The sequence below is a fragment of the Acidaminobacter sp. QWL-03 genome (assembly GCF_058683855.1).
Map to the genome: position 1 here is coordinate 2,395,062 of NZ_CM178752.1, position 24,231 is coordinate 2,419,292.

20 protein-coding genes are annotated in these 24,231 nt (G+C 49.5%); 3 read left to right on the forward strand and 17 right to left on the reverse strand.

The features are described from left to right. Positions 1–11 precede the first annotated feature (11 nt). The 6 genes from mfd to purR all read right to left on the reverse strand — a co-directional run bounded on the left by mfd (position 12) and on the right by purR (position 8,056). Positions 12–3,509 carry a transcription-repair coupling factor gene (mfd, locus tag AC4PHM_RS11365; RefSeq protein ID WP_492017875.1) on the reverse strand — a complete coding sequence of 1,166 codons (3,498 nt, stop codon included), beginning with the start codon at positions 3,507–3,509 and terminating at the stop codon, positions 12–14. Positions 3,510–3,520: 11 nt separating this feature from the next. After that, the gene (pth, locus tag AC4PHM_RS11370; protein ID WP_492017876.1) at positions 3,521–4,087 is read right to left on the reverse strand and encodes an aminoacyl-tRNA hydrolase; all 567 of its coding nucleotides are present in this window, start codon (positions 4,085–4,087) and stop codon (positions 3,521–3,523) included. A 99-nt stretch (positions 4,088–4,186) separates the two neighbouring features. Then, a complete protein-coding gene (locus AC4PHM_RS11375; protein WP_492017877.1) occupies positions 4,187–5,137 on the reverse strand; it encodes a ribose-phosphate diphosphokinase in 951 nt (316 codons plus the stop codon). A gap of 75 nt (positions 5,138–5,212) precedes the next feature. Continuing rightward, entirely contained in the window at positions 5,213–6,577 is a 1,365-nt protein-coding gene (gene glmU, locus AC4PHM_RS11380) for a bifunctional UDP-N-acetylglucosamine diphosphorylase/glucosamine-1-phosphate N-acetyltransferase GlmU (RefSeq protein ID WP_492017878.1), read from the reverse strand. 223 nt (positions 6,578–6,800) lie between these two features. Beyond that, positions 6,801–7,097, reverse strand: a complete 297-nt coding sequence (spoVG, locus tag AC4PHM_RS11385) for a septation regulator SpoVG (RefSeq protein WP_291399738.1) — start codon at positions 7,095–7,097, stop codon at positions 6,801–6,803. Positions 7,098–7,249: 152 nt separating this feature from the next. Beyond that, entirely contained in the window at positions 7,250–8,056 is an 807-nt protein-coding gene (gene purR / locus AC4PHM_RS11390; protein ID WP_492017879.1) for a pur operon repressor, read from the reverse strand. A 334-nt stretch (positions 8,057–8,390) separates the two neighbouring features. On the opposite strand from purR, the gene murC reads away from it, so the two are divergent. Continuing rightward, entirely contained in the window at positions 8,391–9,761 is a 1,371-nt protein-coding gene (gene murC, locus AC4PHM_RS11395; protein WP_492017880.1) for a UDP-N-acetylmuramate--L-alanine ligase, read from the forward strand. Between the two features lie 122 nt (positions 9,762–9,883). Here the strand turns inward: murC and AC4PHM_RS11400 are convergent, their stop codons facing one another. From AC4PHM_RS11400 to AC4PHM_RS11415, 4 genes are all read right to left on the reverse strand, one after another. Beyond that, on the reverse strand, positions 9,884–10,897 hold the full coding sequence (locus tag AC4PHM_RS11400; RefSeq protein WP_492017881.1) for an LCP family protein: 1,014 nt from the start codon (positions 10,895–10,897) through the stop codon (positions 9,884–9,886). Between the two features lie 122 nt (positions 10,898–11,019). Continuing rightward, a complete protein-coding gene (locus AC4PHM_RS11405; RefSeq protein ID WP_492017882.1) occupies positions 11,020–11,874 on the reverse strand; it encodes a 3-hydroxybutyryl-CoA dehydrogenase in 855 nt (284 codons plus the stop codon). A 12-nt stretch (positions 11,875–11,886) separates the two neighbouring features. Beyond that, positions 11,887–12,666 (reverse strand): enoyl-CoA hydratase-related protein, encoded by a 780-nt coding sequence (locus tag AC4PHM_RS11410; protein ID WP_492017883.1) that lies wholly within the window; start codon positions 12,664–12,666, stop codon positions 11,887–11,889. 14 nt (positions 12,667–12,680) lie between these two features. After that, positions 12,681–13,022 carry a hypothetical protein gene (locus AC4PHM_RS11415; protein ID WP_492017884.1) on the reverse strand — a complete coding sequence of 114 codons (342 nt, stop codon included), beginning with the start codon at positions 13,020–13,022 and terminating at the stop codon, positions 12,681–12,683. A 324-nt stretch (positions 13,023–13,346) separates the two neighbouring features. Between AC4PHM_RS11415 and AC4PHM_RS11420 the strand changes: the two genes are divergently transcribed. Next, positions 13,347–14,582, forward strand: a complete 1,236-nt coding sequence (locus tag AC4PHM_RS11420; RefSeq protein WP_492017885.1) for a pyridoxal phosphate-dependent aminotransferase — start codon at positions 13,347–13,349, stop codon at positions 14,580–14,582. A 177-nt stretch (positions 14,583–14,759) separates the two neighbouring features. Here AC4PHM_RS11420 and lspA read toward each other — a convergent pair whose 3' ends face one another. The 7 genes from lspA to AC4PHM_RS11455 form a co-directional block, all read right to left on the reverse strand. After that, positions 14,760–15,218, reverse strand: a complete 459-nt coding sequence (gene lspA / locus AC4PHM_RS11425; protein WP_492017886.1) for a signal peptidase II — start codon at positions 15,216–15,218, stop codon at positions 14,760–14,762. Between the two features lie 17 nt (positions 15,219–15,235). After that, positions 15,236–16,795 (reverse strand): cardiolipin synthase, encoded by a 1,560-nt coding sequence (gene cls / locus AC4PHM_RS11430; RefSeq protein WP_492017887.1) that lies wholly within the window; start codon positions 16,793–16,795, stop codon positions 15,236–15,238. A gap of 36 nt (positions 16,796–16,831) precedes the next feature. Next, a complete protein-coding gene (gene trmB, locus AC4PHM_RS11435) occupies positions 16,832–17,506 on the reverse strand; it encodes a tRNA (guanosine(46)-N7)-methyltransferase TrmB (RefSeq protein WP_492017888.1) in 675 nt (224 codons plus the stop codon). A 183-nt stretch (positions 17,507–17,689) separates the two neighbouring features. After that, entirely contained in the window at positions 17,690–18,334 is a 645-nt protein-coding gene (gene pyrE / locus AC4PHM_RS11440; RefSeq protein ID WP_492017889.1) for an orotate phosphoribosyltransferase, read from the reverse strand. An 88-nt stretch (positions 18,335–18,422) separates the two neighbouring features. Beyond that, positions 18,423–19,988: a putative glycoside hydrolase gene (locus AC4PHM_RS11445; RefSeq protein WP_492017890.1), complete on the reverse strand. Its 1,566-nt coding sequence runs from the start codon at positions 19,986–19,988 to the stop codon at positions 18,423–18,425. A 283-nt stretch (positions 19,989–20,271) separates the two neighbouring features. Then, a complete protein-coding gene (locus AC4PHM_RS11450; RefSeq protein ID WP_492017891.1) occupies positions 20,272–21,585 on the reverse strand; it encodes a L,D-transpeptidase family protein in 1,314 nt (437 codons plus the stop codon). 108 nt (positions 21,586–21,693) lie between these two features. Continuing rightward, entirely contained in the window at positions 21,694–22,593 is a 900-nt protein-coding gene (locus tag AC4PHM_RS11455) for a nitroreductase family protein (protein ID WP_492020503.1), read from the reverse strand. A 228-nt stretch (positions 22,594–22,821) separates the two neighbouring features. On the opposite strand from AC4PHM_RS11455, the gene AC4PHM_RS11460 reads away from it, so the two are divergent. Next, on the forward strand, positions 22,822–24,228 hold the full coding sequence (locus AC4PHM_RS11460; protein ID WP_492017892.1) for an MBL fold metallo-hydrolase RNA specificity domain-containing protein: 1,407 nt from the start codon (positions 22,822–22,824) through the stop codon (positions 24,226–24,228). Positions 24,229–24,231 lie beyond the last annotated feature (3 nt).

Below are 24,231 nucleotides of genomic sequence, written 5' to 3' on the forward strand. Positions count from 1 at the left end.
TATATAACAAATCAGTTCGTGTTCATAGAGATTATTTTTAACAATAAGGTTTCAAGTTCTCTAGCTTTGTCTTCTTTTGTCAGCTTTGGCTGGCTGAACTTATACTTGAAATAAGGCTTTCCGCTCATGTTGAAGGCAATTCTGCGTCCATAGACCGCCGTGGTTTCCGCCACTACCTGAATCCCCATCCGCTCATTGTGCTGGAAGTTCGCGATCACATGATCTTCTCCTTCGCGGATCAGCCGGATACCCAGCTTTTGAGCCATGGCTTTGACGTGGGCGATCGCAAGAAGGTTATACACGGGCTTTGGCAGGGTGCCGAACCGGTCTTCAATCTCTTCCTCAATGTTAAAGCGATCCCTCTGATCCCGAATGGCTGCGATCTTCTTATACAGCTCAAGCTTATGGTCACTGTTGGCCACATAGTCATCAGGGATAAAGGCATTGATGGAAAACTCAATTGTGGTCTCAAACTGTTCTTCCACGGTTTCGCCCTTGATCTTCCGAACATGCTCTTCGAGGAGCTTGCTGTACATTTCATAACCAACCTGGGACATATGGCCATGCTGGTCCGATCCCAAAAGGTTGCCCGCGCCTCGAATTTCGAGATCCTTCATGGCTATTTTAAAACCCGCGCCCAGCTCAGTAAATTCCTTGATTGCTTTGAGTCGTTTTTCCGCCACTTCGGTCAGTACTTTGTCCTTTTGATACATCAGATAGGCATAGGCTATTCTGTTGCTTCTGCCCACCCTGCCTCTCAATTGGTAGAGCTGGGACAGTCCCATTTTATCCGCGTCATTGATCAGGATGGTGTTGACGTTGGACATGTCCAGTCCCGTCTCAATGATAGTCGTACTCACCAGCACATCGAACTCATGGTTCATGAAGGAGACCATCAAATTCTCAAGCTTATGCTCCGGCATCTGGCCATGGGCGTAGTCAAAACGAACCTCGGGCATCATCTCTGACAGCCGGGCCGTTACGCGGTCAATATCCTGCACGCGGTTGTGAACGAAGAAGACCTGCCCGCCTCTGTCAACTTCTCTTAGAATCCATTCCCGAATCAGACTCGCGTCATATTCCACCACATAGGTCTGAATAGGGTAACGGTCCTCCGGCGGATCTTCGATTAAGCTCATATCGCGGATCCCAGAAAGGGACATATGAAGCGTTCTCGGTATAGGTGTTGCGGTCAGGGTAAGAACATCGATCTGAGCCTTGAGTTTTTTTATGGATTCCTTGTGGCGCACGCCAAAGCGCTGCTCCTCATCGACCACCAGGAGCCCAAGGTCTTTGTAGACAACATCCTTGGACAGTATTCTGTGCGTGCCCACGACAACATCCAAAAGTCCCGTTCTGAGATCATCAACGATTTTATCCTGCTGCTTTTTCGTCCTAAAACGACTGAGCATCTCCACTTTGACGGGATACTTTGAAAACCTGTTTTGCATGGTGTTGAAATGCTGCTGGGCCAGAATGGTGGTCGGCACCAAAAAGGCGACCTGCTTACCATCCATCACCGCCTTAAAGACAGCTCTGATGGCCACTTCCGTTTTCCCATAGCCAACGTCGCCGCAAAGAAGCCGCTCCATGGGCTTCGGCATCTCCATGTCCCGCTTGATCTCCTCAATACAGCGGAGCTGGTCCGGCGTCTCCTCATAAGGGAACATGTCTTCAAAGTTTTTTTGCCAGTCGTTGTCCTCCGCGAAAGCATAGCCCACCGCTTTGCTTCTGGCGGCGTAAAGAGCCACGAGTTCTTCCGTCATATCCTCAATAGCTTTCCTGACCTTAGCCTTAGCCTTGGACCACTCTGCAGTTCCCAGCCTGGAAAGCTTGACGCTGGCCTCTTCAGCACCTACATAATTTTGGAGGGTGTCCATATTTTCCACCGGCACATAAAGAAAGTCATCTCCGGAATACCCTATTTTAATGTAATCCCGCTTGAGGCCATCCACTGTAAGCTGATCCACGCCAATATAGCGTCCTATGCCGTGAGACTCGTGCACGACGAGACTCCCGACAGTGAGCTCGTTAAAGCTCTTGATCATCTGGCCCTTTGACTTCGATTTGGTCGTGCGGCGTTTCTGCGGCGCACCGAAAATTTCTCTGTCTGTCAGCAGTGTCACCCTGGCGCTCATCAGTTGAAAACCGGCCGCTACAGTACCCAGACAGACCGAAGCCCGCCCTGTTATTAGCTCAGGAGCCCCAGTCCGATAAACATCAACTGAAAGCCCTGCATTTTGCAGCTCCTTTGCGACATTGTCGCGCCTGGACTCACTGGACAGCGCCAGCAGAACACTTTGTCCATGCCCAAGCCAGCGTTCCAAATCTGCGATCAGCAGTTCCATCTTACCGTAATAAGGCGCGCTCTCCATAGTCTCAAATTTGACGCGTTCACCTGCGACAAAATCCGGGGTGCGCTTAATGAGGGCATCCACCGTTAAAAGCCGGGTATGGCGCATATGATCAAACATCTGATTAAGTGCCGGGATCCGCTCAGCCATTTCAGGGAGCGTTCTGCCGGATTCCAGATAATTTTTAAAATTCTCAAGAAAACCTTCATAGGTCATTTTATAGCGGTCGTGAACTCTGGCGTCGTCGAGGATGATAATCAAATCCTCACGTCCAAAATAATCCATTAAGGTTGAATACGCCGCTTCGAAAGCGAGCGGATAATACTTGTCGTGATCATCAGAGGCATATCCCTGTGAAATGGCTTCCCTCACCTCTTCAAGATGAGCTAAATATTTTTCATCCAAATTCTTCTTTTTAATTCTTTTGTCCAGTTTTTTTATTATGGCATCCGCAATCTGCGCATTGAGAACGAATTCAGTCGCAGGCCTCAGCCTTACGCCGCTCAGTTTTTCAACGGAGCGCTGGGACTCTGGGTCAAAAGAGCGGATCGAGTCAATTTCATCGTCAAAAAACTCGATGCGCACCGGTTCTGCACGATCCACCGGATAAACATCAAGGATTCCACCGCGCACAGAGAACGCGGCCGGACTCTCGACGATCTCCTCTCTCGTATAACCGAGGCGGCCAAGCTCTTGAACCAGCATTGAAATTTCCATGGTCTGACCGACTTCAAGCTTGATTAATCCTGCGGCAAAAACCTCCGGCGGTGCCAGTTTGGTCGACAACGCTTCGACCGGCGCGACATAGACCTTGCCATCTTCATGGTCCAGCAAACTGCATAAAGCAGCAACCCTTTGGTCAATGACGCTTCTCGAATGGGCGAAGGAATCGAATAAGGCCAGCTCTCTCGCCGGGATATAGACCGCATCCTCGGAGAAGCCGGCGTACTGGTCCAAGAATTCCCTGGCCTCACTGTCATTGGGCGCTATGACGAGCATCCTGCCCCTCAAATCCTGACGCAGTGTCGCTACCAGAGCACCCATAGCCCGGCTGTTCAGTCCGTCCACCGAAATAGTCCGGACTTCTCTGCCATAAGCGTCCATGAGTGTGCGGTATTCTTTTGTACTGGCAAAAGCCTGCAGTAATGCCTTCACTTAAATCCCTCTTATCCTTTGATATTATGGCGGTTCATGGCCAGGTCAACGCCGCTGTCGACGATGCAGAGCGCGGCGTCTGCGGCGCTTTTAACAGCTTCTATCACTACAGGCACCTGCTCTTTATCAAATCTGGACAACACAAAATCCGCCATAATCCATCCCGGACCAGGGCGGCCGATGCCAATTCTTATACGCGGAAAGCTTTCATCTGTCAGTCTGTAGATGATGTGCTTCATCCCATTGTGTGAGCCAGCGCTGCCGCTCTTTCGAATGCGGATTTTCCCGATCTCAGTGTCAAAATCATCATAGATGACGATGAGATTAGAAACAGGAATGCCATAATACCGCATCATGTCGTGTACCGCTTCGCCGCTTAGGTTCATGAAGGTCTGGGGCTTTGCCAGGATCACCTTATGACCTTTATACACCGTTTCGCCTATCAAGGCTTTGAACTTGATTTTGGATACCTTAACGGACAATCGGTCAGCGAGGACATCAATGGCATCAAAGCCTACGTTGTGCCGTGTCGCGTCATATTTCTTCCCCGGATTGCCAAGGCCTACGATCAGATACACTTTTATTCCTCCTACTTATAAGACAGATTCATTATAACAAAAAAATGGCCGGAAAAAGAAGTCCGGCCCAATTGTTGTCCTATTGAGTTGCAATTAATTTTAGTCAAACAGCTTTGACACCGAATCATTGTTGAAAATTCTGCGGATAGATTCCGCGAATATGCCCGCTACAGAGAGTTGGACCAGATTGTCGAGCTTGTCGCGATCTTTCTGGTAAATAGTGTCAAGCACAACCAACTCATCAATACCAGAATCTTTAATGCGCTCAATGGCAGGTCCGGACAAAACAGCATGGGTGCAGCACGCGTAAACGTCTTTCGCACCAAGGCCTTTCAGCGCTTTAGCCGCATTGACTATGGTTCCGGCGGTATCAATCATGTCGTCGATCAGAATGACATTCTTGCCGGCGACATCACCAATAACGTTCATAATTTCACTCATGTTCGCTTTTGGACGACGCTTGTCAATAATGGCTATTGGTGCATCCAGCATTTCCGCAAACTTTCTGGAACGCGCAACGCTGCCAAGGTCAGGCGATACAATGACAAGGTCTTCAATCTGTTTGTTTGAGAAGTAATCCGCCAATATAGGGCCGCCTACAAGATGATCCACAGGAATGTCAAAATAGCCCTGAATCTGAGCCGCGTGAAGGTCCATGGTCAGAACACGGTCCGCGCCTGCCGCTGTCAAAAGGTTGGCGACGAGTTTTGCGCTGATTGGATCGCGGGCTTTGGCCTTTCTGTCCTGGCGAGCATAACCGTAATAAGGAATGACTGCGGTGATTCTGCCTGCCGACGCGCGTTTGCAGGCATCGATCATGATCAGAAGCTCCATGAGAAAATTGTTGACGTTGGGAATACTGGTGGACTGAATGATAAAAACATCCACGCCGCGAACTGTCTCGTTGATATTGACAGCGATTTCACCGTCACTGAAGCTGGTAACCTCAGCGTCTCCCAGCGGAAGACCGATTTCCGCGCAAATATTTCTCGCAAGCTCAGGATTTGAGTTGCCTGAAAATATCTTGATCTTTTTGCCTTTCGTGTGCATGTTGACCCTCCAGTCAGTCTTTTTGCCTTCCGGATCTCACTGTTTCCGGAAAATGGTTTATTTTAGGTTGTTCGCTCAACGGTTTTTTCGTTTGACCCAGCCTTCAATGTTTTTTTGCTTATCTCTGGCTATGGCGAGCGAACCACTTGGAACATCTTTGGTAATGGTGCTTCCTGCAGCGACATAGGCGCCTTCACCCACAGTCACAGGAGAAATCAAATTGACATTGCAGCCGACAAACGCGTCATTTTCCACTACAGTTCGGTGTTTCTTTTTACCGTCATAGTTGACGAAGACTACACCGCATCCAAGGTTGACATTTTCTCCGACGTCGCCGTCTCCAACATAAGTAAGGTGGGAGATTTTTGCATCATCCCCAATATTGGAATTCTTGATCTCGACGAAGTCGCCTACCTTAACGCGCTGACCGAGGACAGAGCCCGGCCTCAAATAGGCGTATGGCCCGACGGTTGAATCATCTCCCACAGTACTCTCAATGCCTGTGGAGTCTTTGAAGGTAACGCCATTTCCAATATGGCAGTGCTTCAGTCTCGCATTAGGCCCAATTTCACAGTCTTCCCCAATAACCGTGCCCTTTTCGATAATACAGCCCGGATAAACCACCGTATCACGTCCTACGACAACGTCCGCGTCCACATAGACTGAAGATGGATCAATCATGGTCACACCCTCAAGCATCAAAGCTTTATTAATGCGCTGGCGCAGCAGCGTTTCACATTCACTGAGCTGAACTCTGGAATTGACGCCGCTTATTTCTGCAGCATCTTGCGTTTTATAGGCGCCGACTCTCTCACCGGACTCACGCGCCAACTTGATTAAATCTGTCAAATAATATTCACCTTGGGCATTGTCATTTGTAATCCTCGGAATTTCCGCAAGCAGCGTGTCGCGTTTGACGACATAGACACCGGAGTTGATCTCTTTAATGCATTTTTCTTCAGCAGATGCGTCCTTTTCCTCGACGATGCCGAGTACATTGCCTTCTGAATCTCTCAGAATCCTGCCGTAACCATATGGCGATTCGAGTTCGGCGGTCAGCACGGTGCAGCCCGCACCAGATTTTTCATGATGCTGAACAAGCGCTTCCAAGGTCATTGATGACAGGAGCGGCGTGTCACCGCAGAGAATCAGAACGTGGGCCTCGTCACCTAACGCTTCCAGAGCGATGGAGACCGCATGGCCTGTTCCCAATCGCTCAGTCTGATGGGCATAAAAAATTTCACGCCCGCTGAGGGCCGCTTCGACCGCTGACTTGCCGCTGCCTACGACCAGTATGGTCCGGTCTGAACCGACTTTTGCCGCGGCATCCATAACGTGCTCCACCATAGCTTTCCCTGCAACGCGGTGCAGTACTTTGGGGAGTTTTGACTTCATTCTCGTCCCCTCTCCGGCTGCGAGAATAATTGATGCTAAACTCATGCCTTTCGACTCCTTATATCTTAAATTATGATTTTTTGATCCGTTTGATCGCTTTTCAAAGGGATTATACCATATTTTTAACAAACCAAGGTAACAGAAGAAATAAATCCTGAGGCGCATAGATAAAAAAATACTGAAGCAGGGCTCATGTTCGCCCGTGCTTCAGCACAGTCCGTTCCATCCTGAGCCGCAGACACCACGTCAACTCATATCCTCGGAACGCTTAAAGGTCGGTCAGTTCTTCCGCTTCGTCAAATTCTCCGATGGTCTTCGCGCGGTCGTACTCCGCAAAGATCACATCCTGAAGCATTCTACGCGTCTCCTGGTTGATAGGATGCGCAATGTCACGGTAGTCGCCCTCGCCGACTTTTCTGCTCGGCATGGCGACGAATAAGCCACTCTGGCCTTCAATGATCTTGATGTCGTGAACGACAAAGACATCATCCAGTGTCACCGACACGACGGCCTTCATTTTGCCTTCATCCCGCAGTTTGCGAATCCTGACGTCAGTTATTTTCATCCTCTCGAACCTGCCTTTCGCTCTGTCTGAGTTAACGCGAGTAACAGATACTAATTCAACACCGACACCAGAAATCCTTCATTAATAAAAATTTTTTCGAAATATTTTAAATATTGTGTTACATTTTTTGCCGATGGTTCCTCAGTCGACCATTATTGTTTCAGCCTGACAACGATTTCCTCTCTGGAAACCCGGTCCAGCGTCAGCAGCGCCGTATAATCGCTCACCATTTTATTTTCAGGCTCCGCAGTTTCAAGCAGTACACCAACGCCTTCCACCACACTGCCCAGCTCGTGGACCAGGTCAATCAGACCAAGTACCGTACCGCCGGCACGCATAAAGTCGTCAATAATTAATACTTTGGATCCAGGTTTAATAGCGTTTTTAGAAACATACATGGTTTGAATCTGTCCTGTCGAGCCCGAGACATAATTTATGCTGATGGTTGCACCTTCTGTGACACGGTTTTCGTTGCGCGCGACAACCAGCGGACAGTTCAGCCCGTTTGCCGTCATCATGGCCAGCGGGATGCCCTTGGTCTCCACAGTCAGGACGTAGTCGATCCCTCTGTAAGAAAACATTTCTGCAAAAATCTCCCCGACATCCTTCATAAAATACGGATCATAAAGCAAATCACCTATATAAAGAAATCCACCAGGAATAATCCTTTTTGGATCGCGCATTTTATCTGCAATCTGCTCGAGTATTTTTGTCCTGCGCTCCGGCACAACCACCGGGATGTATTTGACTCCGCCCGCTGCGCCTGCGATGGTTTCAACACGACCAAAAGACATGGTCTCCATGATTTTTTTGACGATGACAAGATCTTCACTGATCGTCGACTTTGCTGCATTAAAAAGCTCCGTAAAATAACCCAGGGTGAAGATCCTGTTTGGTCTGTCGCAAAGTACTTTGACTATAGCCCCTATCCGTTCATTGCGTTTCAGCTTATTGTCCATGAACGCCCTCCATCCGAATGTTATAAAGATTTATCTTTAGTTTATTCGCTTTTTTCTAGGATTTCAAGAAGGATTTTAGTTGAATCTTCGTATTTTCGGATTATCGGGCGGATTTTTTGTTTTTTTAAAGCTTCCACCTCAGGCCACTGATGTATTATCTCAGAATTATGTTGACCTCGATTTAATACTATATATTCTTTCCGGTTATTTATGGTATAATGTCTTCTGACCTTTTATTGATTAAACCACCAAATGTACCCGCGGCTTCAGTCAAGGGTAACCGGTGCCTGATGTATAGTGCTGTATTTAATTGTCCAAAATGAGGAGAATCGATATGCTGGAATTGAATCCTTTCAATAAAAAGTACCATCTGATCGGAATTGGCGGCGTTGGCGTCAGTGCTATTGCAGAAATTCTGCACAACCGCGGCTACCAGGTCTCCGGTTCTGATCTGAAGCACAGTACACTCACTGACAATCTGGAGCAGAAAGGCATTAAAATTTACTTCACCCACGAGGCCTCTCATGTGGATGATGTGGATGTCGTCGTCTATACGACCGCTGTTGGTGCTGACAATCCAGAACTGGCACGCGCCATTGAGCGCGGCATCCCGTGCATTACCAGAGCAGATATGCTCGGCATCATTATGCGGGAATTCAAGCAAAGTCTGGCCATTTCAGGCTCGCACGGCAAAACGACCACGACCTCTATGGTCTCTGTTGTCCTCAGTCAGAGCGATCTGGATCCGACGCTCCTCATTGGCGGAGAAGTTAAAGAAATTGGCAGTAATGCCCGCGTTGGCCATGGAGATATTATCGTCACTGAAGCCTGCGAATATAAAGAGAGTTTTCTGAGCTTCAAGCCTAAGATTTCCGTTGTCCTCAACATAGAAGCAGACCATTTGGATTACTTCAGGGATCTTAACCACATCAAGGATTCCTTCAGACGCTATATTTCCGACACACCTGCAGACGGTGTTCTTATTTTGAACGGTGATGATCCCAATTGTCTCGAAGTTGCGGATGCCGCCAAGTGTCGTGTCATAACTTTCGGACTTTCTGACACGTGCGAGTACCAGGCGACTGACATTGATTTCACTTCGTCCGGATTCCCGCGCTTCAACATCAGCCACAAAGGAAAAATCCTCGCCGCGCTTCACCTTGAAGTCCCCGGAAGGCACAATATCTACAACGCTTTGGCCGCGTTCATAGGCTCCACCTATGTGGGCATTCCGGCGGAGGAAGCTGCCTTGGCGCTCTCCAGATTTAAGGGCGCTGTCCGCCGTTTTGACCATTTAGGCGAAAGGGATGGCGTCAAAATTATAGACGACTATGCCCATCATCCTTCAGAAGTCAAAGCTACCCTCAACGCAGCGAAGAATGTGCCTCACAATAAGATTTTCTGCGTATTCCAGCCCCATACCTATACTCGGACTCACGAGCTGCTGAACGATTTTTCAACAGCCTTCGACCAGGCTGACGTCGTGATTATTACAGATATCTACGCTGCCAGAGAAAAGGATACCGGCCTGATCCACTCAAGGGATCTCGCAGAAATGATTAGGACTTCAGGCAAAGAAGCCTACTATATTTCATCCTTTGAAGAAATCGCCTCCTATCTGAAAGACCACACTGCTTCCGGCGACTTGGTCTTCACCATGGGTGCGGGCAATATCAACGAGCTTGGAAAGTTAATACTTGAATAGATGGTTCGAAAAGGGGTCCTGTGCCAATTTCAAACGAAATTGGCACAGGACCCCTTCTTCATTCGGGATATTAAATATCAAACTTAAACGGATGCCCACTTACGGAGCACCCGTTTATTGCGTTAATTTGTATTATCTTCACTTTCAGCGCCAGCTTCCGCTTCAGCAGCTGCCGCTGCTTCCGCCGCAGCATCACTCTCCGGCGTGCGTTCGTAAATGCCTTTCATTAACTCATAAGTCTGCTCGGGATCGTGGAACAGGTAGGATCCGCCATTTTTCATGCCGACCTCCCCTGGAATAGTCGTGGACTCGAGCTTCGAAAAGTCGACGCCAATACCCACAGAAGCCAGGTAAACCATATCCCCCAGGTTCATGTCTGTTTCAAGGTAATCAAAAACCGTTTTGATGACCATAGGCAGTTTAAGGCCAATAGCTTTCTTGGCGAGCGTCACGACAAATTCCTGCTGACGTCCAATTCTTGGCAAATCGCCCTGGCCCTCAGAGCCGTTGTTTTTACGCCACCTGAGATATTCGACCGCTTCCTCGCCGTTTAAGGTCTGCAAACCCTTGTCGAAATGAATGTGCAGCGGCGGATCCGCGTAAGGATCGTCATAGTTCATGTCGAAAGGCACGTCAATTTCGATGCCCTTAACGACGTCAACGACCGCCTCAACGGCTTCATAGTCGAGTTTCACGTAATGATGTACCGGCACGCCCAGGATGGCGCTGACTGCCTTGGCTACACCAGGGGCACCGCCGTCGTCTCCTTTAAAGCCGTAAACCGCGTTGATCTTTCTTAAATCTGCTGCGTCTTTGCCTTCAATGTGAAAATAGGTATCTCGGGGTACTGAAACAATATTCCCAAGCTTATTTTTCGGATCAAAGGAAAGCAGCATCAGCGTATCACTTCGACCACCGTCCACACCTACCAGAAGCACATTGATCCGCTTACCGTCTTTGACCATTCTCTCCAGTTCATTGGAGGGTTCCTGCTCAGCTGGATCGCCTGGATTCAACGGATCGACATCACTTCCTCCGCCCAGGGTATAGAATTTTTGATAGGCAAAAATTCCACCGGCAAATAGGAGTGAAAACGCGATAAACGCGATAAAAAATACTTTGACATAGTATCTCATTGAATTCCCCTTCCACGGCTCAAGGCAGAAACTGAGACCGCCAAAAAATCACTATTCATATCATACCACAGAATTATTTTTCGACTAGGGGCCAGCCAAAAATTAATTCTTTCTTAAGAATATTACTTTGCACTGTAGTCGTAGAAGCCCTTTCCGGACTTTCTGCCCAGCAGGCCGCCACGCACCATTTTTCTCAGAAGCGGATGCGGCCGGTACTTGGAGTCCCCAAACTCATTGTAGAGGACTTCCATGATGGCCAGATTCACGTCATTGCCAATCAGATCTGCCAGTGCCAGAGGCCCGATGGGGTGATTGGCGCCCAGCATCATTGCTTTGTCAATGTCCTGAGGTTCTGCTACGCCATCTGCCAGCACGCCTATGGCTTCGTTGATCATAGGGATCAGGATCCGATTGACGACAAAACCCGGTGCCTCTTCGACACGGACCGGTTCCTTGCCCATGCGCTCGGACAGCGCTTTTATAGCCTCGTAGGTCTCAGGGGAGGTTGCAATGCCGCAAATGATCTCAACAAGTTTCATCAGCGGTACCGGATTAAAAAAGTGCATGCCTATGACCTTATCCGGTCTGTTCGTCGCAGAAGAAATTTCCGTGATGCTGAGAGATGACGTGTTGGTAGCTAAAATAGCGCTTGGCTTAACTACACGATCCAGAGCAGCGAAAATCTCCTTCTTGATCTTCATGTTCTCAACGGCAGCTTCGATAATCAGGTCACAATCGGCAAGATCTTCATCCTCTGTGGTCCCGAATATTTTATGGAGCAAGATGTCCATTTGCGTCTGATCCATTTTTCCCTTTTCAACGAGCTTTGAAAAGGTTTTGTTAAGCGTCGAAAACGCCTGATCCAGCAGCTCATCATTAAGCCCCTTCACGACAACGCGCTCGACGTCGCTCATTGCGACAGCCTGAACAATCCCGAGGCCCATAGTGCCAGTTCCAATAATCCCTATTGTTTTCATGCTTGTCTCCCCCTAGCGGTGCTTGGCTGTGTATTTTGACTTATCGACAAATGCCTTCATGGCGCCCTTTTGATCTTCGGAAGAGAAGGTCAGGCCAAAGACAGCGCTTTCGTAAGCGCAGCCCTGACCTATTTCAAGATCCAGACTTTGACGCATGGCTTTCTTGGCGTACTTGACCGCCACCCACGGGTTGGCAGCGATTTTCTCAGCGAGTGCCAAAGCCTGTTCCATTAGCGCCTCATCCTCGTAGACATGGCTCACCAGCCCAATTCTCAGAGCTTCCTCAGCTTTGATTAAAGAACCCGTCAATATCAGTTCCATGGCTGACGCCATACCCACCAGCCGCGGCAGCCGCTGGGACGCGCCAAAACCGGGCGTGATTCCCAAAGTCACCTCAGGCTGCCCCATCTTAGCGGACTTGCCGGCAAGGCGCAGATCACACGCCATTGCGAGTTCGCATCCACCACCTATGGCGAAGCCATTGATTGCAGCTATGACAGGCTTTTCAAGGGTTTCAATCCGAGTCATCACCTTCATGCCCAGTTCGGAGAAGCGCTGCCCCTCTTCAGGCGACATGACGGACATGGCCTGAATGTCCGCGCCCGCTACAAAAGCTCTGCCTGCCCCTGTCAAGATCACTGCTCTGGTCTCAAGTGCCGAGTTAAGCTGCTCCATACACTCGTAAAGTTCCACAAGCACAGCTTCATTAAGCGCGTTCAGCACCTCAGGCCGATTCAGCGAAACAACCGCAACGGCATTTTTCTGTTCGACTTTCAAATAATCGTATGACATAGTGCCCCCTCCTCTTACAGTGATCTATTCAAAGCTTCGAGCAAAAACCCGAAGACAATGGCCGTAATCCCAAGCAGCCCCGGCAATACCCCAAAGGACTCATAAGTTTTGGCATTTTTGGGTTTTGCGCTGTCTGAATCATACTCCATCTTCATGTAGTATTCAAACCGCTTTCTCGGTGTTCCCACCAGCATGGCCGACGCGTAAAGCAGACAAAGTACGCCCACTGAAAATAAAACGACATAAATGCCCTGCAGCAGTTTCAGTTCCGTCAGAAGCGCCGCCAAAATGCCGATTATCACCGACGCACCCAGCATAATGCCTGTAAATTTAAGATAAGACTGCAAGAACGCCATTCGCACAACTCCTTCACAATACCATCGGCAAAAGCCTGTAATGGCCTGTCTATCACATTATACACCACTTCCGAGCCGACCGCGAGGGAATCTTGACGGCCTCTTAAAGGGCTTATTTGACAAGTTGCATTCGCGGATCCCAATCTGTGAAATTGTATAACTGCTAACAGAAACCTTTGCCGATAGTCATTAAAAGTTAGAATTTTCTGGACTCTGACATTGCATTTCGTGAAGCGATTTTGTATGATAGTTAAAATGTGTTTCCGCGGGTTGCCCTAAGCCGACTTCAGCGGACATAATATACAGATTGCAGGAGGTTTTTTTATGAGTAACTCATTCAGCATGGTCGCGCCGCATTCAAAGCGCCCCGTCGTTCCTGACGTCATTTTCGGCACCGGCCGAGAGGCCCAGGACGCTGAAGCAAAGTACGGTTTTGAAAAAGTGATCAATTCCACCTTGGGTGTTCTGATGGACGACAGTGGTCAGCTGGCGTTTCTTCCAACGGTCATGGAGCGGTTTCACGCCTTGCCGGATGCCGAACTGGGTGCCTATGCCCCCATCGCCGGACTTCCGGATTATTTGAGTGCCGTTCAGGACGCGTGCTTCAGAGGTCATAAGCCGAATGCTTATTCTGAGGCGGTTGCGACGCCGGGCGGCACAGGGGCCATCAAGCATGCCGTCTGGAACTACACGGAAATGGGCGATGAGATTCTGATCGCCAACTGGTACTGGGCACCTTATAAGACCATTGCCGAAGAGCACGGTCGCCGGGTCAGGACTTTCGATTATTTTAAAGGAGACGGCATGAACGTCGACTCGTTTAAAGCCGCAGCGTCAGAGCTGATCGCCGCCCAGGAACGCGTCCTGATCATCCTGAACACACCTGCTCACAATCCGACAGGCTATTCCATCTCCGACGGAGAATGGCAGGACATCATGGGCTTCCTCAGGGAAAAGGCAGCGGATCCTTCCAAGAAAATCATCCTCATGGTGGACGTCGCCTATATTGATTTCGCTGGCAGCATTGACAGTTCCAGAGACTTTTTCAAGCACTTCGGCGACCTGCCGCAGAACTTGCTGATTCTGACGGCCTTCAGCCTTTCAAAGGGTTACACCATGTACGGCATGCGGGGCGGCGCCATTATCTGCCTGGCGGCTACACAGGATTTGGCTGCGGAATTCAAAGACGTCTGCGCCTACTCCAACCGCGCGGCTTGGTCGAATGGCACACGGGCCGCCATGCGGATCCTGGCGGATATTTATAAGGACCCTGCGCTGTTTAACAAGGTCGAAGAAGAGCGCCAGGTCTTTAAGGCGATGCTGGACCGCAGAAATGCAGTTTTCATGGAAGAAGCCCAAAAGGTCGGCCTTGAAACCTGTCCCTTCAGAGATGGCTTTTTTATCACCATTCCGTGCAAGGACCCGGCTTCGGTTTCAAACGCGCTTAAAAAAGAGAACCTGTTCGCGATTCCGCTTCAAGGGGGACTCAGATTCGCACCGTGCGCGGTTTCTGAGGAAAAGTGCCGCATAGCGCCGGCCATGATTAAGAAGTACGTCTAAGGCTAAAGCCTGAAGCAGGGACTGTTTCCAATTTCACTCACTATCCAAGTATGAAAGAAGCGGGCCGCGGCCCGCTTCTTATTTGTTGAATTCATGACATTGGAATCGAAAACTTGAGGATCACAATGAGCAGCTTTGCCCAACGTGGAAATTGGTGTCAGACACCTATTTCCTTTTTCAAAAATCAAGCGCTTTCCCATCTACAATCACATAGAGCATCAACGCAATGGTCCCCACCGTAATAAAAATGTCCGCTACATTAAAGACCGCGAAATTGATCAACGTGAAGTCGAAGAAGTCGACCACGTAATTGTAGCGCATCCGGTCGATCAGATTGCCTAAGGCGCCGCCTATGATCATGGCAAGCGACAGCAGGAGAAGTACTGAACTTCCGCTCTTGATCTGACGGTACAGCAGCCCAATCATGAACAGGATCACCAGCGAAGTGAAGATGATCAGGATCAGCTGTTTATCTCTCAAAATACTGAACGCCGCGCCGGTATTGCGCGTAAACGTCAAATGAAACACATCCGGTATCAGTTCAATGGAACGCACCGGCAACAACTTGCTGATCGCCAGTTGCTTCGACCACTGGTCTATGGCAATAATAGCGATAATCAAACCCCAATAAATCATGTTTCCCTCCTTGTTTGCTATTGCAACGGCGATACCAGCCTGCCGACAGCTTCCAGCAATTTTCTGCGGAACGGCCGTTTCTTGAATGCGTCGTAGTCCAGCAAGCTGCTGTCCTCCATGTCCCTGTAAAAATCCTCTTCCAGCCTGCGCACCACTTCAGGATCGTAAATAAAGGCGTTCACCTCAAAGTTCATCTCCAGGCTGCGAATGTCCAGGTTGGCTGTGCCAACTGAAGCCGCCACGCCGTCCATGAGCAGCACCTTGCTGTGAATAAAGCCGTTCTGGTACTCGTAGACTTTGACGCCGGCCTCCAAAAGCTCCTCAATATTATCCTGCGTTGACCAGAAGACAAAGAAATGGTCCGGCTTGGATGGGATTATAATTCTAACGTCGATCCCGCTGAGCGCCGCGGTGATCAGCCCCATTTTCAGGCTTTCCTCCGGCACCAGATAGGGCGAAGTGATCCAGATCCTGTCCTCTGCCGATGAGATCATGGCAAAATACGCCTGCAGAATCGTCTTCCAGTTTGAATCCGGCCCGCTGGAGATGACTTGAGTCATGGTCTCACCGTAATTGAAAAGCTTCGGAAACATCCCCTCCGGCTTGACATCCATCCCAGAGACAAACGCCCAGTCGTTTAGAAAAATGTCCTGGAGCGAGTAGACGGATTCGCCCTCCATCATGATGTGCGTATCCCTCCAAAAGCCCAGTTGCTTTTTGCCCAGATACTCATCCCCGACATTGTGGCCGCCCAGGAAGCCCGTATGGCCATCCACAATGACAATTTTCCTGTGATTCCTGTAATTCAGCTCCCTCGACAACACGGGAAAGGTCACCGGAAAGAACGGACAGACCTCACAGCCATTGTCCTTCAAATCTTGAACGTACCCTTTTCCCAGCTTCCAGCACCCGACGCTGTCATAGATGAGGCGAACGCGGACGCCTTCCCTGGCCTTTCGGATCAAAAGCGCCTTAAACTGGTTGCCCAGAATGTCGTTTCTTATGATGAAAAACTCGACATGAACGTGGTCTCTGGCCTGTTCTATGCGCTCGAAGATGCGCTCAAAAGTTGCCTCTCCGTTGGTCAGAACCTCGACCCTATTATTGATGGTAAAAGGCGAGTTGGAATTTCGAAGCAGCAGATTGATCATCCGGTTATTGACCGTGTCCGCTTCACCTCGAAACAACTCAATGTAGTCTATGATTTCCTTCTGAATCTCAGCGGCATTTTCCATATTGGACCGCGGATAGTCGCCGCTGCGCTTTTGCCTCACCCTGTAACGGTCGCGGTAGTGCCCGCCAAAGAGGATATAGAAGACAAATCCCACAAAGGGCAGCAAATAGAGCACCAACAGCCAGGAAATGGTCTTGGATGGATTCTTGTTCTCAATCAATATAACAGTACCCACCAAAAAAATATAGATGGCAAACCCCCAGTTGATAAAGGTTTTGAGCCCCGCTAAAAAAGCCTGTTCAAAGAAGGCGCTCTGCATCAGAAGGACATACGCTTCAAAGATCAAAGCGCCGACGGCAATCAACACCAAAGCGACGATGCTTCTTCTCAGGATTTTATCCATGTCTTATCGCAGCTCCTTCCCCAGAATTTACAGCTGTTATTTCAGAGACTTGAGGCTGATCTCCACATAGTGGATGGGCATGCCCAGTCTGGTGAAACGATCCTCATACTCCGTCGTGATGATGCCCTCCGGTGCGCTTCGCTCGAACTTTCCCCGCGGCAGAATGCCGTGTAAATCGAGGGACAGGTTTCTGAGCTTGAGGTCGAGATCGAAGCACTGATTGAGGGTGAATTCGAAAAGGTCGCGGTTGTCGGTTTTGACGTGCACCCAACCATCGGCAGACAAAATCTTTGAATAGCTCTTAAGGAACCTGTGATGGGTCAGGCGGCGCTTGTCGTGACGGCCTTTTGGCCACGGATCGCTGAAATTCAGATAGAGATGCGACACCTCATCGGTTGCGAACCAAGTGTCAAGTTCTCGGATATTGCCGTGGATAAACCTGATATTGGAAAGGCCCTGAGCCTCCGCGCGCTCTATGGCCTGCAGGATGACTTCACCCTTGATTTCCACCGCCACAAAATTAAGGTTGGGGTAACGGGCTGCGAGCCCCGTCACAAACTGGCCTTTGCCGCACCCCAGTTCAAGGTGGACAGGCATATCATTTGAAAAGACCTTATGCCAACGGCCTTTAAATTCTTCCGGCTTTCTGATCAGCAACTCGCCTTTGACCGACAGCTTCTCGTCCGTCCCGGGCTTTTTTCTCATACGCATGTTGAATCCCTCCAGAGAGATTATACCACAACCCTTTGACAGGTAACACCTTGGCGCTTTTAACTTCAAGGGCACTTATTTCAGACCTTATTTCAGACGCCGCTCAAAGCAAAAGGAGCGCGCCCGCGCTCCCTGCAAATACTTATTAATTCGAGATCTTCAGGCACTGCCAAGGAGCGCCCTTTAATCTTCCGTAAAAATCCTCGGATTATCGCTGAACTGCGCAAGCCGCTCTGCCTCTTCCCGGGTCAGTTTCCCCTGGTCGCGGAGCAGCTCCAGCAGTGTCGGATAATCCGTCAGTGTCTCATAAGGCATGTTGCGCTCTGCCAATCTGAGCTTCATGGACTCAAAGCCGTAGTTGAAAATGCCGTAGATCTTAAGCACCTCCAGGCCTTCCGCCTCCAGCGCCTCCACGCATTTCAGCGAGCTGCCGCCGGTGGAAAGGAGGTCTTCTACGAGGAGCACGCGCTGCCCGGCCTTGTAGGGCCCTTCGATCTGATTGCCCTTGCCGTGCTCTTTCTGGCTTGAACGGACATAGACCATGGGTTTCTCCAGAATGTCGCTGACCCACGCGCCATGAGGAATGCCGGCAGTTGCCGTCGCGGCGACGAGGTCAAACTCCGCCCCGAAGTCTTCCGTCATCTTCTGGGCAATGCCTCGGGCTATGCTCTTTCTGATGTCCGGGTAACCAATGACCAGCCTGTTGTCACAATAAATTGGGGACTTGATCCCGGATGCCCAGGTAAACAAAGCGTCCTCTCCCCGAATGCTGACAGCGCCTATGGAAAGCAGCATCTCCGCGTAATCCTTGCCTGATTTTATGTCCATTTCCATCCCTCCACGTGATTCATTCTTTTTAAAACTTTGCCGATAGTCGCAAATTCAAACTTTCTCGCGCCACCCTAAAAGCAAATCATCATTTCAACGCGCCAGACGTATAACTGTTGCCTGCGTTCCAAAGGAGATATTCATCCACCCCGTTTGCCTTCAGCGCCTCAATTTGGGCTCTGAGTTCAGCTTCACCGTAACGGATGTGACCTCTGACCCAAGTGGCGGTAAAGTCCTGAATCCACGGGCGGAGCGTTCCAGGCGTTTCAATGTTGAGGTTGCGGTCCATGGAATCCTTGATCCCCTTGTCAATGACGCCATACGGGTTGGCATCCGGAACGGCATAGCCGTAATTGCCCGGACCATAGTGGCTTGGATACATCATTGGACACAGATAATCTACGACATTTGAGATGGCTTCCCAGTGCTGTCCTATGCCGACGTCATTCTGGGAGGATGCCGCCCAGCCAAAGACGTCAGCTGCTGTATAGACACCAAGCGGGCTCAGCCGTTCATGGGCATAGACAAGAAATTTCTGAATGGCTGCGGTCTTGGTCTCATTTTCTGGATTTCTGTAGTCCAGGGAAGCGTCAAGCTTGCCGCCGTTCGACGCCGGAAAGCGCACGTAATCGAACTGGATTTCGTCAAAGCCGAGTCTAGCCGCTTCTTCTGCCACAGAGACGTTATAATCCCACAGCATGCGGTCATGAGGAGATACCCAAAGGATTTTATCATTGCCTACATAGGGCTGACCGGTAGCGCGGACCGTGATCGCACGCTCCGGATGTGTCTTAGCGAATTTAGGCGATTTAAAGGTGACAATTCTTGCGATCAAATAGATGTCCTTTTCCTTCAGTCGCTTAATGAAGGCGTCCATGTCCTTGATATAAACTTTGTCGTTGACACCAGGAACGAATTCTTCTGCCTTCTCGCTCTTAAAAAGAAGGTGACCGTTGTCGTCCAGCACGTCGATGACAAAAGCATTGATATCTGTTGTGTCCGCCAGATGGATCAACTGCTCAAGCTTAGCGCCTGCCGCCGAATGTCCTGTGACGTAGACGCCTTTGACCTTAACCCTTGGATTTTCGGGATATTCATAGGGCCTTACAAACGCCTCATAGTCCGCACCCGCGTATGGCGACTGGATCAGCTCTGACCTGGAAGCCGCGAGTCCGTTTGAATCCATCCATCCCAGGGCTGCGGCATCCTCATAAGTCCGCTTCACTTGAAGCAGCTCACCTGACCCATTAGCCGCGGATTTCCTGCTCACCACGTAGAAGGACGTACCTTTCCTAAAGGTGCCTGCAGCGGGCTCTGCCAAGCTTTCAGCGGTGTAGACCGACTTGCTTTCGGCTTTGACATAAACTGTATTTTTTAAGATCTCTTCCCTCAGCCTCGCCTCGAGAACGGCACGGCCTTTTTGTATGGCATCTCTGATGTTAAGGTTGCTCGCGATTAAGGCGTGATCCGCGGTTGTTATGATCTGGCCGGATTTAAAGGCATCCCCAAAGCCGTTCACCGTCTCCTGTGCCGGACTCGCGCTGCATGCGCCCAGTGTCAGGATGGCAAGTGCACCTGCCACAATGCCGACTGCGCGTCGACCATGGCGCTTTGGTGCGTATGACTTTCTTTTTTCAATAATAAACTTAAACACAGGCCACCTCATTCTCGACTGCAAAACTGAAGACAGGAATCACTTTTCAGGCTTCCTGCCTTCAGACATAACAGTTCGATTTCTTTATGTCGTTGCTGGCATGATCCACTTTAAACCATTATCAAAAGGTTTGGCACTAACTCCGCCAATCCACTGTTTCGTTTAAATTTTATCATACCCATCCCATTTCTGTCGATGGTCATTCGCTTGTTGGTTTTACATAATCTTTTTATCAGAGGTTCTCTTTCTCTCTCGAGCTTTTCCGCAAGCACTTATTGCCACGTTATTCAATGACGATGACAGACGCTTCACCAATACTGATCCAGTCATACAGGAATTTCGCGTGGCTGGTGTAGTTCCTCACACATTTGTGGGATCTCGGAACTGTCCCAAGTCCTGACGAGAATTCGATCATGCCGGGATCCTTGTAATCGACGATTCTGACCGCCGTCACCGCAGGGGTCACAACATTGCCCGCAGCGTCGTAGACCGCAGGAGAGATGACCACGCGCTGTCTGACCAAGGTATAGTTGACCGGCACGCCGTGAATGAAGGCCCCGCCATTGAAGCGGATGGCATATGGCGCGTAACCGGCAAGTTCTTTGGTTTCGTCGTCCAGATAAAGGAACTTGTCTCGGGTATAAATCGCCATAAAGTCCCCAAGATCTGTTGGATAGCGATACTTGTCCTGGGCGCCTGTCGTCGCGTAGACATAGGAGATCAAATGCCATTTGCCGTCGATTTTCTCAAAGACGCCTTCATTTTGATTTTTTCTGTCAATGACGATTGTCTGCTTTAATTCCTGAATCGAATTTCTTTCAGTGATATACTTCTTAGGAATATAAAAGGTTTCCCTAAGGTCAATGACGTTGACTTTGTAGAAGTTGCCGGACTCACCCAAAATGTCCACCAATCGTCCGTCCTGGATATACCTGAAGGTCGACGAAGTGTTTGGCTCCTTATAGCCGGGAGCGGCTTGATAGCGCTCGATACCGTAGTTGTCCTGGGCATATTGGCCCTGGAACAGCGGCGGTGCACCGTTTACATTTCTGAAATTGTCAATATAGCCGGTTCTCTTACCATTGACGTTCTTTTCAAGGTGCAGCAGTTCAGCGACCATTTTGTCAAATTGGAATTCCCTCTTCGTCGCAAGATCCGCCGTGATGAAGCCAAAACGGTTTATGCCGTTGATATCTTTCCAGTACACGCGGTACCAGTAAGGGCTGCTGGTGCTGCTCCACTTGCGGCCTTCCACCTTTTGGATGACTGCAAGCTTTTCGTTAAGTTGAGCTTTTTTGATGACTTTCCCGTCAAGTCCGGGTTTACTGCGGATGTTGGTCGTTCCATTCAACATCACAACATAGTGCTCCGGCGCAGGGTATCTGTCATATTTGAGTGTCACTGACAGGTCTTCGGGCAGTTGAGAGTAATAGGTTTCAAGGATGGTATAAGGTTTCCCTGCATCAATGTCAACACCATAGGCATAGGTGCTGCTGATCGCCATGGTCAATAATAACATGGCTGTGATCAGGATTTTTGGCAGTTTATGCGTGTGCCGTTCTGATGCGGTGGTCTTCTTTCGACTCCAGGTCATCATAGCAGCAATCCTCCTTTTGCCTGTCTTCCCGAGACACCAAACAGACTCTGCGACAGATTGTTTTCAGCCTGCAGAATATCCAGTTTTTGGGTTGCATGGTGTTAAGCTCTAAAACTTGTAACAGCCTGCGATCCAGTAGTCTCCAGGAATCATAGCTTTTTCAGCGCACTGCGTTTCACCGACAAGCCAGCTTCCGGAAAAACCCTTGCTCTTCATGGCGCTGTCCAGATAGAGCATAGCAATTCCGGCGTCGATCAGACCTGTGTGCGCTTCGAGAGTTTCGTTGCGCTTCATGGCCAAAATCAGCCTGTCTGATTGTAAGACGAATCTCCACGGCTGTAGGTTCCCCCAAGATGGTGCAAAACGCATATAGAAAAATACTTCTTCGAAGCCGAGCTGCTCGATTTCTGTCAGCGACATGACATTGCCAAAAGTTTTGTTGAAAACTATTTCGCTGATTGACATCCGATCACTGTGAGATTCATCCTTGTAGGAAGCGTCAATGTACGGATAGCCAAATTTTGTCAAAGCAGATGCTGAGTGGTCTCCAGAAGCGTCATAAATTCTCGAAAGTCTGGTGCCGCCTTTTGGCTCGCCAAAAGCGAGTATGGATGCTACCACAAGGTCGCTCTGAATGCCGAGTTTCTCTTTGACGAGATCACTTTTAGCCGCCGTCTGAAGCCAGCAGCTGCCCAGGTCAATCTTGGTAAGCTCAAGGCTCAGCCACTCTCCTGCATGACCTGCCGCAATGAAGTTCTCTTCACGGTCTTCACACATCATGACGAGGTAATGAGGTGCTTTAATCATGATACCATGATACCCGACAGTGCCGTCTAAAGCCTTAAAAACACTGCTTCCATCCTGAAGCACGCCAATTTCGACGCTGGCTGTCTCCGTGAGTGGGGGTATGCTTGTGATGGTCTCCCGGACGTGATTCATTATATTGGCGGAAAGTGCTGCGTCTTTGTACTCTCGGGTCGTTTTGCGTTTTTCCATGACTTTGATCATTTTCAACTGGATCACCTCATTAAAGTATTCATACACTGTACAAAATTATACCATAGTCCTAAAGTCTGGTGTGAAAATGTTCCTCTGAAGACTCAAAAACGGGAATTTCTCTGTGTACTGGGTATAACAGTTAGAGTAATCCTGAGTTTCGAGATTTTTGTGTTGTAATTTATAATCTACCCAAATAAAACTAAATTATTGATTCGAATTTTGAAAGGGGCGTTTACGTTGAACATCAGATTTTTAGGCGCAGCCGGGCAGGTCACTGGCTCAGGTTGTTTGCTTGAAGGTGCGGGCCATAAGTTTCTTGTCGATTTCGGACAGTTCCAAGGGGATGAGGTTATTGTTCGACAGAATTACCAGCCACTGGATTTCAAAGCTTCAGAAATCGATTTTGTCATTCTGACCCATGCCCACATCGACCACTCCGGACGCCTGCCTCTCCTTTATAAGCAGGGGTTTCGCGGCAAGATCTTCTGTACCTATCCCACGGCAGCGCTTGCAGAAATTCTCATGAAGGACAGCGGAAAAATTCACGAGGAAGAAAACGAATGGGAAAACAGAAAGCGGATGCGCGCCGGTCTTGACGCGGTCGAACCGCTGTATTCCTTTGAAGACGCGGAGGAAACTGTTCCCTATTTGTACCCTATGCCTTACAGAAAAAAACACCAGGTCTCTGAATCCCTGTCCTTTGAATATTTCGATGCCGGTCATCTCCTGGGCTCATCCTCTGTCAGGATCGAATGGTTCGAAGACGGTTTGTTGAAATCCATTCTCTTTTCGGGTGATCTTGGCTCAGGCAATAATCCTATGCTCCCTGCCGCGGACCATCCCGAGCCGGCTCAGGCCGTCGTCATTGAGTCCACTTATGGTCTGGAATACCACCACAATATGCGGCGCAGAGCTTCTCAGCTGGCGGAAATCATTGAAGAAACCATGGAGAAGGGCGGCACAGTCCTGATCCCATCTTTCGCAGTAGGAAGAACTCAGGAAATCATTTTCGAGTTGAAAGCCCACTATGTCAGTCTAGATCGGCTGGATGACTTTTACGACATCCCCATCTACGTGGACAGTCCGTTGGCCATTCATGCGACCGGGATCTACGAGAAGTTCGCCGACTATTACAGACCGGAAATTGCAGCCAAAGTCAAGAGTCCTGAAAATCCTTTTGATGCACCTAATGTCACCTATGTCTCCGAGCATGAAGCCTCCATGGCGCTGGACCGCTCACCCAAACCCAAAGTGATCATCTCCGCCAGCGGCATGTGTGAGGCCGGCAGAATCCGTCACCATTTGAAGCATTATCTTTGGAAGAGAGAGACCACACTGGTGTTCATTGGCTTCCAAGCCGAAGGGACTCTGGGCCGTGCGCTGAAGGATGGCCTGAAGGATATCCACCTCTTCAATGATCCTATAAAGGTCAATGCCCGCATCGAATTCGTCGAGGGTTACTCAGGACACGCGGATCAAGCCGCTCTGGACAGTTGGCTGGAACCCCTCGAGCCGCATTTGAGCCATTTGATCATCAACCATGGCGAAGCGCCTAGAAGCCATGCTTTTGCGGAGGTGATGGAAACAAGACTACCTGATGTCAAAGTGATCGTTGCAGATATGAATGAACAATATTTATTATAACGC